General features: G+C 39.8%; 9 protein-coding genes. 1 reads left to right on the plus strand and 8 read right to left on the minus strand.

Features of this window, described 5'->3' with window-relative positions; all coding sequences use genetic code 11:
• Positions 1-184: 184 nt before the first annotated feature.
• The 3 genes from WG906_RS13070 to WG906_RS13080 form a co-directional block, all read right to left on the minus strand.
• Positions 185-3,478: a glycoside hydrolase family 2 TIM barrel-domain containing protein gene (locus tag WG906_RS13070; protein WP_339993136.1), complete on the minus strand. Its 3,294-nt coding sequence runs from the start codon at positions 3,476-3,478 to the stop codon at positions 185-187.
• A 302-nt stretch (positions 3,479-3,780) separates the two neighbouring features.
• The gene (locus WG906_RS13075; RefSeq protein ID WP_339993137.1) at positions 3,781-5,346 is read right to left on the minus strand and encodes a RagB/SusD family nutrient uptake outer membrane protein; all 1,566 of its coding nucleotides are present in this window, start codon (positions 5,344-5,346) and stop codon (positions 3,781-3,783) included.
• Between the two features lie 9 nt (positions 5,347-5,355).
• The gene (locus WG906_RS13080) at positions 5,356-8,505 is read right to left on the minus strand and encodes a SusC/RagA family TonB-linked outer membrane protein (protein WP_339993138.1); all 3,150 of its coding nucleotides are present in this window, start codon (positions 8,503-8,505) and stop codon (positions 5,356-5,358) included.
• Positions 8,506-8,890: 385 nt separating this feature from the next.
• Here WG906_RS13080 and WG906_RS13085 point away from each other — a divergent pair, with 385 nt between their 5' ends.
• Positions 8,891-9,661, plus strand: coding sequence for an IclR family transcriptional regulator (locus tag WG906_RS13085; protein ID WP_339993139.1), 771 nt, complete (start codon positions 8,891-8,893; stop codon positions 9,659-9,661).
• Here WG906_RS13085 and WG906_RS13090 read toward each other — a convergent pair.
• The 5 genes from WG906_RS13090 to WG906_RS13110 all read right to left on the minus strand — a co-directional run bounded on the left by WG906_RS13090 (position 9,658) and on the right by WG906_RS13110 (position 18,575).
• The gene (locus WG906_RS13090; RefSeq protein ID WP_339993140.1) at positions 9,658-10,890 is read right to left on the minus strand and encodes a mandelate racemase/muconate lactonizing enzyme family protein; all 1,233 of its coding nucleotides are present in this window, start codon (positions 10,888-10,890) and stop codon (positions 9,658-9,660) included. The two genes, WG906_RS13085 and WG906_RS13090, sit on opposite strands and share 4 nt — an antisense overlap.
• 37 nt (positions 10,891-10,927) lie before the next feature.
• Positions 10,928-13,114: an alpha-L-rhamnosidase-related protein gene (locus WG906_RS13095; RefSeq protein ID WP_339993142.1), complete on the minus strand. Its 2,187-nt coding sequence runs from the start codon at positions 13,112-13,114 to the stop codon at positions 10,928-10,930.
• A gap of 160 nt (positions 13,115-13,274) precedes the next feature.
• Positions 13,275-14,867 (minus strand): sodium:solute symporter family transporter, encoded by a 1,593-nt coding sequence (locus WG906_RS13100; RefSeq protein WP_339993143.1) that lies wholly within the window; start codon positions 14,865-14,867, stop codon positions 13,275-13,277.
• 1 nt (position 14,868) lies between these two features.
• A complete protein-coding gene (locus tag WG906_RS13105) occupies positions 14,869-15,954 on the minus strand; it encodes a Gfo/Idh/MocA family protein (protein WP_339993144.1) in 1,086 nt (361 codons plus the stop codon).
• Positions 15,955-16,040: 86 nt separating this feature from the next.
• Positions 16,041-18,575, minus strand: a complete 2,535-nt coding sequence (locus WG906_RS13110) for an L-rhamnose mutarotase (RefSeq protein ID WP_339993145.1) — start codon at positions 18,573-18,575, stop codon at positions 16,041-16,043.
• Positions 18,576-18,581 lie beyond the last annotated feature (6 nt).

The following is an 18,581-nucleotide window of genomic DNA, read 5'->3' on the forward strand; positions in this document are numbered from 1 at the left end:
GCGGGAGAAATTTGAAGAGGTCTCTCCTGTCGTCGAGATGACAAATCGCATATTTAAACCTTTGGAATGTTACTCTCCGGCATATAATCATTTTTACTAAAGCACTTTGTCATTTCGAACGCAGAGAGAAATCTAAAGCAATGCTCACCAGATTTCCCTGTCGTCGAGATGACAAAGCGAATTATTAGAATCTTATATTCTTTGCAATCCCACTCACATTATCTTTATTTCCTTTTACAGGCATTAAGTAAAAACTATAATTATAAGCCTTTGCAGGAATCTGATATTTTTCCAAGGGCGCTGCAACATCACTCCAGCTATCATTTCCTCCGACACCCATTTGAATTAAATCAATATTCAGAGTAATGTATCCGGCATCTTTCAGTTTGTTGGTATGTTTAGCCGTACTGATATTTTCTTCAGTATAGGGCCATGCACTCATACTTAAAAGGCTATCGGCAACAACCAGCAATCCTTCACTTTTATTGCTTCCGGATAAATACATCCAGCGCACATCCGTGCGGTTACCATTTTCCTGGGGCACAGCATACGGCTCCATAAATTCATTTATTGGCTGAGTATAAATAGCTGCATCGAAAGCATAATTGCGGTCAATATAATTTTCAAGCAATCCTTTACCATACCAGCTGATGTTATCGAAGGTTCTTGCAATACCACCCTGCATTCCAACTTTAGGAATATTGGGCAAGCCTGGTTTCACATTCAGAGAATAATCAACTTTCAAAACACCATCCCCGTTAAGGGTGTAAATTAAATTTACAGACGCGCTGTCGTTAACTAAAGAATAGTTGCTTTTAATCTGGACGGAACCTTCAGTAAGCTGATCTGCTTTTATTTCTTTAAGCTTAAGCTCCGGAGAAAACCACTGTTTCAACTTTCTATGTGTTTTCCAGCCACGCTTATCATTATCCGTTTGAGGGCGGGTAAAGTGCGGTAATAATGGTGCAAAAACCTGCTCTTTTCCGTTTAACTTAAATGAGGTTAATGCTCCGTTTATTTTATCGAATGTAACGGTAAATGTTTTTCCTGTTAGCTGATAAGCGGTAGCGGTATTGCTTAGAGCAATTGAAGGATAAGGCGGACGCTTGATCATTCTTGCTTCGGCCAAACCAGTTATAGCAAACTGATTAGATGCCACCTCATGACCTTTTGCTGCCCAGAGTTCATCGTTGGCCAAAGTAAAGTGTATATCGGCCAGGTATTCGGAACCAGGTTTTATTTGAGGCAGATAAGAAGCTATGCTGATGAGGGTATCTTTTCCGGCAGCAAGGTCAATTTTACGCAGAGGTTTATTTACAACAATCCTTCCATCTTCACGAATAATCAGGTTAACCATATAATCGCCTAAAGATTTAACAGCATGACGATTGGTAATCTTAATGAGGCCCTTTGCAGCATCAACCAGTTCCGTTTGAGCTCCCTGGTATACCCGCTTACATTCGAACATTGCAGCTTTAGGTCTTCCATCTGATGCGACAACTCCTTTTATCGTGAAATTATCAAAGTATTTCTCCCCAAAATCGCCTCCGTATGCATAATACTCTACTCCGGCGCTGTCTTTTTTCAATAAGCCCTGATCTTTGAATTCCCAGATGGCACCTCCAATAATACGGGGCGTCTCCCGGAATTTATCCCAGAAATCTTTCATGTTCCCAACAGAATTACCCATCGCATGAGCGTACTCTACAAAGAAGATGGGACGTTTATCTCCGTTGCTTTGATTTACAAGAAGTTCAGGCGTATAGATACTCGGATACATACGGCTTACAATGTCAACGTAGTATGAGTCCTGTGGGTTTTGTATCCTGTGTGAGTGGTCATTAGATTTCAGGTAACGGGGATCGCTGGGATCCATATATCCCTCCAATCGCGGGTTTCCCATTGCCGGCTCGTAATGCACGGGTCTGGTAATGTCGAAATCGTGAATCCATTCGGCCATAGCCGCATGATTAGGTCCGCGGCCGGCTTCATTACCCAAACTCCATATAATTATACTGGGATGATTTTTATCGCGCATAACCATACGGTTACTTCTCTCGAGGTAAGCGCCGGTCCATTGAGGATCATTACTTAATTTACCACCCAATCCATGCGTTTCAAGATTAGCTTCGTCAATCACCAGGATTCCATACTCATCGCATAGGTCATATAAATACGGATCCATTGGATAATGACTCGTACGGATACAGTTGAAGTTAAAGCGTTTTATAGTTTGAACATCCTCTAAAATATCTTGTCTGCTTAGCGCTTTACCTTTTGTGGGATGATGATCCGGACGATTAATGCCGTAGAGATAGGTTTGTTTTCCATTGATAAGTAATTTGCCGTTCGCAGGAGAAAATTCAATGCTTCTAAAGCCAACTTTACAACTTTTTGCTTCCAAAATATTCCCTGTACTGTCCTGCAATGATAGAACCAACGTATAAAGATTTGGTTTTTCATCGCTCCATTTAGCAGGGTTACTCAGTTTGGTTTCAAGCAAACCAAACTTTACATTATCCAATCGTGGGTATATCTCATTGATAATACTTTCCGCGCTTCTTTCTAAGGGTTTTTGAAATACAGCTTTTCCATTCTTATCAAAAAGATGAGCTTCAACTTTGTAACCCTTTACCTCTTTACCGGTTAAATTTTCAATTCTTGGGCGGATACTTAAAACCGCGTCCTTATAATTTTTATCCAGTTTGGCTTGCCAATGAAAATCAGCGATACGCAGTTTTGGTTCGGCCAAAAGCATCACTTCACGATGAATGCCACTCATCCGCCAGTGATCCTGATCTTCAAGAAAACTGCCATCGCTCCAGCGGATTACCTGTACAGATACAATATTTTCACCGGCATGCAGATAAGGAGATATATTAAATTCAGAAGCAAGGAAACTATCCTCGGCATAGCCTAAAAATTTTCCGTTTAACCAAACCTTATATGCCGAACTAACGCCTCCGAAATGAAGCGTAACATTCATATTTTTCCAGTTATCCGGAATGGTAAACGTTTTTTGATAAGATCCAACTCCATTATAATCCTGCGGAACATAAGGAGGATTTACCGGTCGGAAGGGATATACCGCACTTTTGTAGATGGGTTTATCGTATCCTTTCATTTCCCAGTTACTGGGTACTTCAATTTTTTTCCAGCCGCTAACCCGTGTCTTGTAGAAATCTTTCGGCGCATCAGATGGTTTAAAGGCAAATGAAAAATCCCACTGGCCGTTAAGTGATAACATTCTTGTCGATTTATCCCGGTTATTTCTAAGGGCGTCGGCCACTGTAGCAAATGAATAAGCTGTGGCTCTTGAGGGCTCGCGATTAATTCCGCTAATAAGCGGATCTTCCCAGGGCTCGCGGTTATAAATGCCTGGCACTACCGGAACAGCCGCCGGAGTTTTATCAACCAATTGAGCGAAAGAGGAAGAGGTTAATACTAAGGAGATTAAAATTGACAGATATATTTTCATCTAAGAGAACCGTGTTATTATAACCTCTTATTCTTTACCGCATATCAAAAAACCTTTTATAACAATTAAAAAATGAGGTTTTATTGAATTATTTATCTGAAGAAAAGGGTTAGTTGCATACAAATATAGATTTAGACTGAGCTGATTTTTTATATAATGTTCTCTATGTTTTATAGCATATTATCTTCTAAAAAAAAGAAAATAATCCTTTCCATTAAAATGGTAATGAAGATAATACAATGAACTTAAGCGGCTTGAAGGAATATAAAGGAGGATTTTCTCTCCTCCTTTATATGAAAAACTTAATTAATATAATCAGGATTCTGTTCCAATTGAGGATTATTTGATAATTCCGATGAAGGGAATGGCAATACATAATTCTTTAATTCAAAAACCAATGGCGTATTTGCAGGATCCTTTAAAGTAGGCAGTTTAATATGTGCGATATTCCAGCGTTTCAAATCATTATAGCGCTGACCTTCAAAGGCAAACTCTACGCGTCTCTCATGACGGATATAATCCCGGAGTTTGGCTTGAGTATTATATTTAACCTGGTCTACCGGAGGCATATTGATACCCGTACGGCCCCGAACAAGATTGATAGCATTATAAATGGAAGCATCCGGAGTTGCCAGCACTTCGTTTTTAGCTTCGGCATACATTAATAAAATATCAGCATAGCGTAAATGAATAATATCCTGATCGGTTGTTGTTGCTGAAGCAGCGGTAAAAGGCCCTTGAGCGACATCTACATATTTTTCCACTAAAAATCCTGTCGCTGGTACTGCAGGTGGTGCAAAGGCAGTTCCTGACGAGTTTCTCCATATTTCTCCGGGAAGCTTTACAGTAAGATCCAACCGTGGATCACGATTTGCGTATGGATTTAATGGATTAAAAAGGATTGATTCTGAAGCAGGTTTTCCATCTGTCATTTCATAATCGTCGACCAGATCCTTATAAGGCTGAATTAAAATATCCCGACCAAATTCTATGTTCAGGCCCGAAGCTCCAGGACTTGTTCTGTGAGGGTTGTTAGGTGCCAGATACTGGGTAGCAAACATGATTTCGATATTAACAGCTGCATTGGACTGGCCAGATGTTTTAAATAAAGCAGCAAAGTTATTTGAAAGCCCGAATTTGCCTGTTGCAGTGCTCATTATTTGTTCCAGAAGAGGTACCGCCTGAGCCCATTTTTGCTGTGTAACCAATACCCTTGCTTTTATACCTTGTGCACTACCCTTAACAGCATGGCCATTATATTTTATATCGGGCAGGTTGGCAATTGCAAAATCCAGATCTTCCTCGATAAAAGCATATACTTCTTCTTTAGTGCTTTTAGCTATTTTATAATCATCTAATTTTTCAAGATAATTTCTGTAAAGCGGAACCCCGCCAAAAGCTTGTACTAAATCAAAATAAGCCAGTGCTCTGATAAACCGAACTTCAGCTTTATAACCATTCTTAAGGGCTTCACTAACTGGTGCTTTATCGACATTATCAAGAAAGTAATTACATGAGGATATTGCCCTGTAGGGTGTACTGAAGAAGTTCGGTAAGGCACCTGTAAGCCCAGCATTAATACCTCCAGTGGCAAACAATGGTAAATTATTTTGGTTACCATTACCAGCCAATAAAAAGGCGTTATCTGTGATTCCGTCCAGATAGATCCTTTCATAACCCAGAAAGTTTTGCTGAAGCCTTGAATACACACCGGCCAAACCTGTTTTTACATCATCTTCAGAAGCCCAAAAAATCTGGCTTGAAACGCTGTTTAGAGGATTTCTGTCTAAAAAATCTTTTTTACATGAGACTGTCCCTGACAGCAAACCCGCTGAAAGCAGAACAGATAGTATATATTTATTTTTCATGATCTCGATTTAAAATTTAACATTAAGGCCTACGTTGTAAATGCGGGTTTGCGGATACTGAGCAAAGTTCCCTGTAGGACTGGATCTTTCAGGATCGCCACCTTCATATTTAGTAATGGTAAAGAGGTTGTCACCCGACACATATACGCCTATTCCATTTGCCCCTACTTTTTTAGCTACAGAAAGCGGAACTTCATAAGACAGCATAACATTTTTCAGACGCAGATAAGACGCATCCTGTAAATAATAGGTTGAACCTATATAGCTCTGAATACCGGAGTAACCCTGGATATAAATGGCCGGCAACGTGTTGCTTCTGTTTTCTGGAGTCCATGCATCCCTCCATTTTGTAGTCGGAGCTGTTCCCTGATGAAAAGGATCTATTCCCCAACCGGAGACCCTGTTGGAAATTCCTTCAACTCCCTGAAAAAATGCGTTAAAGTGAAATCTCTTATAACCTAAATTTAATCCAAAAGAGTAAGTAAGGTCAGGATAAACACCGTCTATAACCTGACGGTCATTCACATCCACATCGCCATCGCCATCCAAATCTTTCATCTTAATGTCACCTGCCTTTGGAGTTGGATTCAAGGCATGCCTTGGAACATTTGGATTGCCTATGTCTTCAACCTGGAACACACCATCCCATACATACAGATAATGTTCATCATAAGGCAAGCCCTCTTTTCTTATGTTAGAGCCGGCGTCACTTGGTACTCGAATACTTAATACTTTATTTTTTGCTGTTGATGCCAGGAAATTTGCACCATAAGAGATCTCACCAATTTTATTCTGGTGAGTCAAACCCAACTCTATCCCTTTATTTTGCAGTTTTCCGTCATTAGTGGTTGGGGCGCCAAGACCCAGGCTTAACGGAATTGGCTGGGTGGCTAAAATATCATAAGTGGTTTTATCAAACCAGTCAAATGTAAGACCTAATAAACCTCTTCGAATATCCAGGTCCAAACCAAAATCAAGAATGCTGGTTGATTCCCATCTCAAACTTTGATCCCTGAACACGTTATTAACCGCACCCTGCTGAGCTGTTGAGTTATCAAACGGATACAATATATTATTAATAACAAGATTATCCTGATAGAGATAGGTCCCTACATCCTGGTTACCTAAGACACCATATGATGCCCGTAATTTTAAATTAGTGAGCCAATTGAATTTATCTTTCAGAAAATCTTCTTGCGAAACAACCCATCCAGCCGATACTGATGGAAACGTTCCCCAGCGAAACTCTGGCGAAACCTTAGATGTTCCGTCATATCTCAAATTACCCTCTAATAAATACTTGCCCTTATAATCATAATTTACCCGTCCAAAAAATGATGTCAGAGCCCACTCAGATGGTCCGGGTAGTCCCGGTAACCTCGGATGACTAAAATACAAGCTCTCGCCACCTGCATATCCTGTTAAATCTCGTAACACAGGTGCTACAGTGGTTGTTCTTCTGGCCCGTAAATTTTGATTTTTGAAGGATATCTGCTCGTATCCAGCCAGAAAGTTAAAATTATGATTTTCTTTAAACTGAGTATTATAAGTTAGAGTAGAATAAAGAGTTGGATTTAGAACCTTTGCGTATTGATCAGTTACACCCAGGATATCAGGGCCGAATGAATTAAAGGTATAATCCGTTGCCGTGGCACTTTTTTGACTAAGAAATGCCTGATACGGACGCTGATACATTTTATAATATTCATCAGTATAATTCAAAGCTACTTTCGTCGACCATGTTAAACCTTTTAAAGGTTTAACATCAATATAGGCCTGGCCATTTAAATTATACTCTTTAGTGTTTTGGTCACCCATAGCATAATACTCTTGTGGATTACGGTTTCTTCCTTCAAATGCATATGCTTTTGAAGCTATCCTGCCGCTGCCGTCAGGTAAAAAGGGACCATACAAGGGTCCTGCTGCATAAATGGAGAGTGCCATGCCTTCACCTGTAAATGGCGGCTCTTTTCTATCTTTATAGGTGAGATTTGCAGACGTTCCTATTGTGATTACTTTGTTTATCTCGGTCGAATAATTCAATAATCCATTATACCTTTTAAACTTATATCCTCTGATAATCGCGTTTTGATCCAGATATCCTAAAGAAAGATTATAGGTGCTTTTTTCTGAGCCTCCCGAAACAGAAAAATTATGATTGCTTACAGTCGACGAGTTAATGTAATAATCGATGTTGTCAAAATTAGGATATTGATTCCTGTCGGTTGCATCCCTGTATTTTGCGATTTCCAAAGGATCATACTGACCTGTCGCCGCCGGAATTCCCTGACGGGTTGCAGCTGCATTATACATGGTCATGTAATCGGCAGAATTCGTAATTAAATCAGGTAATTCAGTTGGTGTATGTCTGCCTACATTCAAGCGGTAACTAAATACAGGCTGACCTCTTTTACCCTTTTTAGTAGTCACCAATATTACTCCGTTTGCCCCTCTCGAACCGTAAATAGCTGAAGATGCCGCATCTTTCAATACCGTTACATTTTCAATATCATCCGGCGAAAGATTATTATATGAGCCCGCGACCCCGTCAATTAAAATCAAAGGCTGAGTGTTGGTACCACCTCCAAATGAGCCTCTGCCACGGATTACAAAGGTAGGGTTGTCTCTTCCTGGTTCACCTGATGGTTGAGTTACCTGCAGTCCGGTTACTCGTCCCTGCAATAAATTGGCTGCGTTTGGAGCTGGCCTTTGTGTTAATGTCTCGCCTTGTACGGTAGCTACAGAACCTGTCAGATTAGCCTTCTTTTGAGTGCCATAACCTACTATAACCACTTCCTCCAATGCTTTGGTGTCTGATTGTAACTGTACATTAATAACTGTACGGCTATTTACCGCAACTTCTTGCGTTGCAAAACCTATGAAGCTGAAAATAAGAGTGGAATTCCCGTCAGGAACAGAGATTTTATAACCACCATTTACATCGGTTGTGGTGCTTGAGGTACTGTTTTTAACTTTTATACCCACTCCCGGTAATGTTTCTCCCTCTACAGAGGTAACTTTTCCGGTAACTGTAATCGAAGCCTGCTCCTGGGCAAGCGCGACTGTCTTAAATGTTAATAAAAAGGCAGAAAAACTTAGGAATAACAATACTCCCACGGCCCTTTCATAACTAAATAAATTTAGTTTTAAAGTTTTCATAAATTGCTGATTCGTTAATTTATCGATAATTGGCTGTTAAGCGCAGATTTGCAGATCGTGCACTTAAATTTTTGGAAGCAGGGAAATTTATATTCCTGCTTTTTCATCTAGTAAAATTTCTTCATTTTTCCGGGCCTTAGTTTAGTAATTTTTTAAAAACTGGTTGAAAAAAAATCTAATTAAAACACCGACAAGCCGAAGGCTTATCTTTGCGCAAACTTTAATTTAAATAAACTGAGTAGTTTTATTGGTTTATAATTCAAATATAAATACTTTTTTCAAATATGAAAATCTATTTTGCTTTTTTTTTGTTTTAAAACATGTCTCTCAGCTATATTAATTGCAATCTGTATGTTTGTTGCCATCGAATGCTTTAATTTAAATAATGACAAAAAAGGATAATAAATATCAGGCTCCAGCGCTCGATAAAGGATTAGATATTCTTGAATATCTATCATCCCAATCTATTCCACTTTCTCAAACTGAAATTGCTGCTGGTATTAATAGAAATTCTAACGAGATATACAGAATGTTGATGAGCCTCGAAAGCAGGGGCTATGTATTAAGAGATGAAATATCCGGAAAATACCGATTGACATTAAAACTATACCACCTTTCACACAGGCACTCGCCGGTTGACGAATTGTGTAAAGCAGCTCAGCATCCATTAGAAGAATTGGCCCAGTCTGTAAGGCAATCATGTCATTTAAGTATATTGTATCTTAACCAGGTAATGGTGGTACTCCATGCTAAAAGTCCCGAGCCTATTGCCTTATCAATAGAAGAAGGAAATCTTTTCCCTTTGCCTTTAACAGCTTCCGGGAAAGTTTTACTTGCTTTTATGCCCGCACCTGAAAGAAATTCAATACTTAAAACTGACAAAATATATAAAAACTATATAGAGGATCAAAAAGATTTGTTTGCACAATCACTTGAACAAATACAGCAAAATGGCCATTATATCAAAACCAGTGAACTTGCCGAAGGTGTCACAGATATCTCTGTACCAGTCGGACTTACTCCTGCTGGTATTATTGCATGTTTAACTGTATCACGACTCACCACGTTAACCATTAAAAAAGGCGTAGTGAATGTAGATATTTTAGCTGCGGCAATAAAATGCGCCAAACTCATTCAAAAAAGAGTTGGTATTTAAACCTCCTGTAAAAACTCATCTTTAAATCCAAATCCCCAGCCAGGTCTGTTGTGAGGACTCGCCATTCCGTTTTTTATCTTTAAAGGATAATCAATTAAAGGGTCGATCCAATCGAATGACTCCGCTCCTGCTCCATTTGAAATAGTGCAAAGCAATGGAATATCATAATCTTTATAATAGTGTGGCAGAACGGGGATGTTAAAACTTCCTGCAAGAGCAGCGCTGTTTCTCCAAGCTTCCACCCCTCCCAATCTCAGGATATCGGGTTGCCAGATATCAATAGCATTGCGCACCAGCAATTCCCGCAACGGAACCGTAGAATATTCTCTTTCACCCATAGCTAAAGAAATACCAGCCTGAGTTCGGAGCAATTGATAACCGGCAAAATCAGTATGATCAATAGGTTCTTCAAACCAGTTAATATTTAAATCGCGGGCGGCTTTTGCCAGTTGCAGGGCAAATGCTACATCCATTCCCTGGTTGGCATCCATCATAATATTGATATCAATTCCAACTGCTTCGCGAACCAGGCGTAAGCGTTCAAGATCTTCTTTCCAATCTGGTTTTCCAACCTTAATTTTCACTGCCTTAAATCCACGGGATTTGTAATTACTTACTTCATCAATCAGTTCTTCAACGGTATAAGAAATCCAGCCTCCGCTACCGTAAATAGGAACTTCGGTTCTTGACGTGCCCAAAACTTTCCATATCGGCTGATTTAATGTTTTGCACCAGGCATCCCACATGGCAATATTATAGGCGCCCTGTGCCCAGCGGTTAATCCCTTCCATTCCGAAATATTCGTTGGCGTGGTTTATTTTCTCAAATACCTTAACGGTATTGTAAACCTCTTCTCCCAGCAACATTTCTCCAACATCTTTCAACGCACCGGCAATTGCTTTCGGGCTGTATTGAAAGCTTAGTAAATAGGATTCTCCAATAATACCTGTGTCAAGAGTAATGCGAACTACTAAAAAAGAAATTTCGGTTAAGGTATGGGTAGCATCCGAAATGGGTTTTTCTAGTTTTGCTTTTGCAGAGTAAACTGAATATGATTTTATGGTTGATTCCTTCGTCATTGGTAATATTCGTGTATAAATATTTGCCGGCTTTTTTCCAGGCTGCGGGAACTGAAGCGTTGGTGTAGTCCTCTTTAACAGGGTACCAATGTGTAATTTGTGATGCTGCGCTTGTCGAAGAGCTGCTTTATGCTTCGACAAGCTCAGCATGACGCTACGGTTTTAGTTCATTTTTGAAGCTAAAATCCTAAATCGCTGAATATTTTACTATATATTCTTTTCCTTTCGGAATAGTTATCTCATAAACTCCATTTCCTTTGGATTGCGCACTTAAACCCTTTACGCTTGGCTTTGTTTTACTTTTAAGTCGCAACGTTCCGGTTCCTATCGGAGATTTGACTTTAACTTCCGATGTGCTTGCGTAAACAGAAATCTCTCCGTTTGGCGTAGGCACTTTTCCTTCCATCCATTTTAATCCGCCTAAATTTGGTTCAATCGCCCATGTTTTATAACCTGGAGACAATGGTTTAACTCCTAAATAATACTTTCCTAACAAGTAGATCGGACTTGCTCCCCAGGCGTGGCAAAGGCTTTTTCCATAAGGACGACCATACATCGTTAAATGCTCTGTTCCTTTTTTGTTTGGATTGTATTCTTCCCAGAAAGATGTTGCGCCTTCATTCAGCATTCCGCCCCAATAATCTTTCATTTCTTTTAAAACATAATCCTGTTCGCCCATAGCACACAAGGCTTCCAACTCGTAAAAACGCATATAGGGCGTTGTGATTTGAAGAACATCTTTATTCAGTAACACCTTATTTTTTACACTTTGTTTTTGCTCTTCAGTAAAATAATTGAAAAAAATACCGAACATATTAGCGTATCTGGTTACAATATCCTGCATTTTACCGTCGATACGCTGGTGCTTCATCACGTTTTCTTTCTTATCCCAAAAGACATCGAATAATTTTGTTTTTAAATCAGAAGCTAATTTTTGATATTCTTTCTGGTCATCCTTTTCATCTGCAATTTCAGCACTAACTGCCATGGCTTCCAAACTTCTTGCCAAAAGCATTTGTTCAAAACTTACCTCTCCGGTTTTTGGTAATCCATTCGCCCAGTCAATAAAAACCCAATCACCTTCTAATGGTTCCAAGAATCCGTTTTTGTTTCTTCTTTCTAAACAGAAATCCATCAAAGATTTCATTCGTGGATAATAAGTTTTGATAAATTTCGTATCGCCTGTATGTAAATAGTAATCGTAAACACCCACAAACCAATACAGCGAATAATCCATTATGATATTTACATGGGCCGTCACAGGATCTTTTCCGCGAAGAGCTGCCATTGTTCGTTCTACAGAAGGCGAATCAAAGAATAAATAATAATTCATTAAATAACTTTGATAAGCATCGCCGGACCAAACCCAACGGTCGCGTTTGATTCCGTCTATAAAAAATTCGCGCGACGTTAAATGCATCGTGTAAGCCGACACATCCCAAATTTTATTCAATAATTGATCCGAAGATTTGAATGAACCACGATAATCTAATGGTAAATATTCGTAAAGCATCGAAATAGAATCATATTTTACACCCGCATCTGCCTGCACCTGAACATAGCGGAATGCTTTGGATCCATCATGTGTGTAGGTTTCAGGCTGGTTTCCATCAAAAGATAAATGATCTAATGTTTCGCATCTCGCAGAATCCAGCGCTTCCTCACGAGATTCTCCATAATAAAGTGCTACTTTACCTTTTCCTTTTAAACCGTGAATTTTAATATATCCAAAAGTTTCTTTACCAAAATCTACCAACTGACCCGCTCCTATTTTTTCTGTTTTTTTTGCGTTCCAGGGCGTGGTTCTTAGTTTAAATCCAGAAGGTTTATTCTCAGGTGAGTCAAAATTCCAGGAACCAACAGGCATCCATGGTGTACCGGATTGTTGTGCTTTTCCATTTTCATCAATCCAAAGTTTATCTTCATTGGTCACCTTCCAGGAGGCATCAGATTTGACATAGTTACCAGCAATATAAATCGCCGGCAGCACTTCCTGATTATAAACTTTAAAGGAAATTTTGTGTTTCCCGGCAGGAACTGTTATTGATTTTGGCTGTCCATAGATCTGGACACCATCTAAAAGTAATTGAAAAGGTCCTTCTGAGTAGATTTTCACCTCATCTGGTTTTGGAATATCTACTTCGGTTTGAAAAGTTACCAAGGCATAAGGACTGTAATATTGCCAAAGCGGTGGAAATACCGCTTCGCGTTCTGTACGCCTTACCTGCATTTTATTGCTTAACCAAACTTCTAAATCACCTGGATACCAGATCCAGGTAGCTTTAGACTGAGCCTGAGATGTTTCAATCGATACTAAGGACAAGCACGTGAGGCAGAACAGAACTAATCGACTGGATAAAAATGATATTTTCATTTGGATGTATTTGTTTTTTTAGTGGCTATGAAGCTTGCATGAGCTTATAAATCTCAGTTTGTGAGCGGTAAGCTCATGCAGGTTTCATAATAATGATTGAATATTGCTTATATATTAGTTGTAACGCATAAATAATTCGAATAAGAGGATAATTACAAGCTTATAACCAAAAGCTAAAAAGAAGATATAAACCAACCATAACAATACATAAAAGTATCCAGGCAAGTTTAACCTTCGGCGTTGGCTTAGCGATGTTCTTTGTTTCTTCCAGGTTTGGCTTATATATTTCAGGAGAATTATCCAGCAAAGAAATGATGATGGCCACGATCAGCAAAAAGGCGAAAATGTAAAAAGACAATAACAGATAATGCGGCCAGAAAGGAAACTTATCAGGTGTTAAAATCCACAAATAGGTAATACCTACCCCAAGACTAAACGCCGAACCTATAGATAAGGTAAAGTTTACTGCTTTCCGTGTAGTACGTTTCCAGAATACAGTTAAAAGAAAAACCACCGATAAAGGAGGAGCAATAAAACCCAGCACAGATTGAAAAACATCAAACAGGTTTAAGCCTTTTATATTATCAATTGCCAGCGCCATCATTACCGCAAAAGCGCATCCGGCAATAACTGTCATCCTTCCTACTTTAATGATTTCTTTATTGGTAGCATTCGGATTGATTTTCTTGGCATAAACATCCATTGTAAAAACTGTACTTAAAGAATTAAGCGACGAGCCAATTGTCCCTACTAAAACCGCTATTAAAACTACAATCACCAAACCATTCATCCCGGGAGGGAAAAGATTAGTAACCATAGTCATGTAAGCTTCTGCCGGATCATTTAAATTCGGATATAAAATAAAGCAAAGCACACCCGTTAGAATAAATAAGGGGAGTGAAAGAATCTTCAACCATCCGATAAAGTTAACACCTAACTGACCATGTTCCAGGCTTTTAGCACCTAGCACAGATTGTACCATCGCCTGATCTGTACAGAAAAATGCAACGGCCGATACCGGGTATCCTAAAAGGATAGCTGGCCACGGATATTTGGTATCGCTTGCCGGATGGATTAAACTCCAATAATCAGAAGGAACACTGCTATACATTTTAGATATACCTCCTACTTTGATTATACCCAGAATTGTTAAGGTTAATGAAACGCCTATTAATAAGATCATTTGGAAAACGTTCACTTTAGCAATTGCTTTCAGGCCCCCGGCATAGGCAAATATGCCTGCAAAAAGCACCAGTACGATTACTGACTCCCACATCGGAATACCTAAAATTTGCCTTACAAGAAATCCTCCGGCAAATAAACCGAGTGACAGCCAGGAAATTAAAATCTTTATTAAAGCATACCATGCAAGTATATTTTGAGTAGAACCACCATAGCGCTTACCCATAAATTCGGGCATTGTAGAAACTTTGGCGGCAAGGTATTTCGGCGCAAAAACAATGGCCAGCAGTAAAAGAAACACAAAGGCGTACCAGTCAAAATTTACAGCAACAATGCCGGTGCTATAACCGATACTTGCAAAGGCAAGCAGCATTGAAGGCCCTACATTTGTGCCCCACATATTAAAACCTATACTTGGCCAGGTTAAAGATTTGTTAGCCAGGAACAATGATTCATCAGTTTCTATTTTATTGGAAAAACTTGCCCTGTAGCCGATGATGAACAATATCACCAGATATGCTACCACGATGGCATAATCTAAAACCGTTAAGCGTTCTACAAGACCATCCATGTTATAAACTAATTGATTTACGTGAAATATTATGAGCGTTTAACATATCCTCAACCTTAACAGGCAGACCTGTTTCCAGCGATTTATCCATGGCCTGAAGCAATGCGATAGTGCCTATGCCCTCTTTTAAATCAGGATATGCGGTGAAGTTTTCGTTGATGCTATCGGCAAAATATTCCAGGTAGTTTTGATACTCCCCGGCATGATGGCTTTGTCCTTCAAAACGGAAATAGTGCTTCATAGTATCGTCGCCCCAACGGACGATTTTTTCCTCTCCGGATTTATCTGTAACCGAATAACGCAACTCATGATAGTCTGCCTGAGAGGCTCCTTCGGTACATCTCAAAATACAACTCATACCACTGTCTCTGCTCGCAGGCTGTGTCGGGCCGGTATATGCGCCGCTAACACGGGCTATTCGTCCATCACTTGACTTAAAAATAAAGTGCATGGTATCCTCATTTTTCAATCCCGCTGTATTTCCATTACTGCTGATCATTCCGTATCCCATCACCTCTTCAATATTCGGCAGATACCAACGTATAAAATCGACAGGATGGCTTAAACCACCATACAGCCATTTAAAGGAATTTAGCAGAGACCAACCCTTTTTTAAAAACCAGCGATGATCAGCATGGTAATGGCTCTCGATAGTGATCAGCTCACCTAATAAACCATTTTCGTAATCTTTCCGCTGCCGTTTTGCCGGTTCAAAAAACCGTGAACTCTGTCCCACAAAAACTCGTTTACCTGTTTGTGCAGCCACCTCAAGTAATTCGTTCGCTTTGCTTAAATCATCAATAAAGGGTTTGGTGCATACTACATGCTTATCGTGCAATAAAGCTTGCTTAACATGTTCTGCATGAAGATGGTCTGGTGTGTAAATAGCAATAACGTCAATTTCCTTATCATCCAGCATGGTTTGGTAGCTGGTAGTGTAATTATGGAAATCGAATTCTTTAGCGCGTTGTCTGCACATCTCTTCGTTTGCATCGCAGATTGTTTTAAGCTCCCATTTTTCGCTGGCCAGAGCCGCCGACATTGTGCTGCGGCCTTCACCAAGGCCCAGTATTCCTAGTTTTAGCATATATAACCTCACCCGCCCTGATCTTCGGCCATCTCAACTTTGTGAGCTTAATGAATATCCCGGCGGCCTTTTTAATTTTTAATTTTTTAATTTAGACCTTTTACTTTCTCTAAAAAAACCCAGGTTTCTCCCGCCTTTGTCCCTTCAATTCCTTCCTGATATTTCTTCATTAAATTATTCCAGTCATTTACGCGCGGATTATTTTCCGAAGTTTTAGGATTTAACTGATCAAGGCTGGCTCCTTTCGGAATGCTGATAATCAGCATCAGCTGGCCGGCATTTTTAAATACCTGCAATTGCTGGAAATTTGCATTACAGAAACCTTTTGAAACTTCGGGCCATTGTTTAAACTGGGTAGCATGATAATCAAGATATTCTTTTTGTAAAAGAGAATCTTTAACCAGGTTTGCTGTAAGCAGGATATTATCCCATTCCTTTACTGTTGTTGAACCCGGGCAATTCCTTTTCCTGCTGAATTCATAAAACGGTGTGTTATAAATTTTTACATAACTATCATTAAACTTAACTAACAGGTCTTTCCTGATCTTTTCAGGATTCTCAATAGCACCATAAATTACCGTATGATTGTTCCATTGGTAGATATTTTCCCGGGTGATTCCGTACTTACGGACAACCTGATCGAGAGTATTTATATTGTGTTTTGTTCCCGAAGCACCAATCAACTCTAAGACCTTTGTTTTCTCGGAATGATTAATTTCTCTGTCGGCAGAGACCGGTAGCCTGTCTTTTAATAAATACCTATAAGAAGCCTGTAATCCGGCTTTGAATTTAATACTGTCTGCTACCTGCGGGCCATTATTCTGCCATAGATTCCCGGGTCCGTTTGCATTCTGAAGATATTTATCAGATGGTGTCCAGTTGTTTTTTACAGTAAAAAATGAAGAGCCCTCGTCCGTATATAAATAAAACCAATGGTTAGGGTCATGAGCATATGGCGCTATATAAATACTGTCGATGTAATTCTCAGCAATCAGAGAAGAAGGTTGTGCAGACAAGGTATAAATGGAAGATACATCATACATGTGCTTTCCATAGCGTTGTATTTTATTAGCAACAATTCGATTATTTCGCATGGTATTTACAGTCTTAGACCATCCCCATCCCATAGAAATTCCGGTATAAGAAACCTCACTTACATCATTATGCTCTATATTGATTCCCTTTACATAACCTGCACTAATACCGATCGCGCCCCAATCTTCATTCGTAACATCGGTAACCAGGTTGTTGCGTACCAATACATTCGTACAAACATCCCGTTCATCCGAGGGGTTGTAAGGAACATGAACCTCATGACTTTCATCCGAATATACACCCACATGAATTCCTGTACCTCCGATATCCTTAAACAGATTGCCTTTTATCTGGTCGTTCCGCGTACCTCTTTTATAATCCAGACCTGTTGAAGCGAGGTGCTCGAACCGGCAAGCCTCGAATACTGTATTGCTGGCAAAAGATACTTCAACTGCAGCGGCCGGACGGCCAACCCAGGCCTGATTTTCCATTCCTGCTTTATCAGGTGTTCCTGGGATTTTAAGTTTGTAAGCATCCAGCATATACATACCAGACTGATGCGGGACATGCCCCTCACTGGATGGTCTTAACCAGCTTGAATGCTGAAAGGATATTCCTCTAAAAGAAACATATGAAACAGGATTATCTATAGTACCCTGCATTTTAACAAGGGTTTCTAAATAAGGAACCGTTACACTGGCCGTATTTAGATTTTCATTACTTTTTGGCCAGTAATAAATTTTCCTTTGCTGCTTATCCAGGTACCACTCGCCTGGTTCATTTAAAAACTCTATCGCATTAGACAGAAAAAAAGCCGAGTTGCCTGTTTCTTTAGAAATCCAGGGAGCCGGCCAAGGATGCTCTGATTGAACACGACTTTCCGGTTGATAAAACGATAGTTTTGCGCTATCTCCTTTCATCTCCACCGACTTAATTCTTAAAATTGCAATGGCCCACCATTGATGAATAAACATCTCCATGCCTTTGGCATTTCTTATATCCGCAGAAGGCTTAGGTATCCAGCAGGTTTCATCCTTTTTGTTCCATGACAGAATGCGGCTCATTGTACCGATTTTCACATCGCGTGAACGCACCGCTTTTACATTATTTACCCAAAGCTGCCTGAAATCCAAAACATTATCCGCAATTGCAGGAGCATTTGCGACCCAAACTTTTCCTTGAGCTTCTGCGGGTAAACCATTTATGTTTCCAGAAGCTTTGTTCCATCCCTTAACGCTTATGCCGCCGCTAAGTACTGGTTTTTCGCCGGGAGCAGCCTGAAATATGGTCGGACTTTCGGCTGTTCCAGAATCCTCCGGCCTGATAAACAATGGTTCGTCCAGCGTGTAAATTCCACCCTTAAGAATAATTGAAATGCCTTCTGCAATTGATGGGTCTGATAAACGTCTTAACTCGCGGGCTTTACGTAATGCAAGCCCAATATCTGCCAGAGGTTTTTGCTTGGTACCAGGATTCTCATTATTCCCATTAGGAGACACCCAAATCTCCGCGGCGTCGGCAGGGAAAATACTAAACAAAACGAACAGAAAAACTACGAGAACAAAACGTTTAGATAGAATGGTCATTAATCA

The sequence above is a fragment of the Pedobacter superstes genome (assembly GCF_037622515.1).
Taxonomy (GTDB): Bacteria; Bacteroidota; Bacteroidia; order Sphingobacteriales; family Sphingobacteriaceae; genus Paradesertivirga; species Paradesertivirga superstes.

Excerpts from the sequence above, each read along its gene's own strand:
- WG906_RS13070 (WP_339993136.1), bottom strand. The coding sequence starts at position 3,478 with ATGAAAATATATCTGTCAATTTTAATCTCCTTAGTATTAACCTCTTCC.
- WG906_RS13075 (WP_339993137.1), bottom strand. The coding sequence starts at position 5,346 with ATGAAAAATAAATATATACTATCTGTTCTGCTTTCAGCGGGTTTGCTG.
- WG906_RS13080 (WP_339993138.1), bottom strand. The coding sequence starts at position 8,505 with ATGAAAACTTTAAAACTAAATTTATTTAGTTATGAAAGGGCCGTGGGA.
- WG906_RS13085 (WP_339993139.1), top strand. The coding sequence starts at position 8,891 with ATGACAAAAAAGGATAATAAATATCAGGCTCCAGCGCTCGATAAAGGA.
- WG906_RS13090 (WP_339993140.1), bottom strand. The coding sequence starts at position 10,890 with ATGCTGAGCTTGTCGAAGCATAAAGCAGCTCTTCGACAAGCGCAGCAT.
- WG906_RS13095 (WP_339993142.1), bottom strand. The coding sequence starts at position 13,114 with ATGAAAATATCATTTTTATCCAGTCGATTAGTTCTGTTCTGCCTCACG.
- WG906_RS13100 (WP_339993143.1), bottom strand. The coding sequence starts at position 14,867 with ATGGATGGTCTTGTAGAACGCTTAACGGTTTTAGATTATGCCATCGTG.
- WG906_RS13105 (WP_339993144.1), bottom strand. The coding sequence starts at position 15,954 with ATGCTAAAACTAGGAATACTGGGCCTTGGTGAAGGCCGCAGCACAATG.
- WG906_RS13110 (WP_339993145.1), bottom strand. The coding sequence starts at position 18,575 with ATGACCATTCTATCTAAACGTTTTGTTCTCGTAGTTTTTCTGTTCGTT.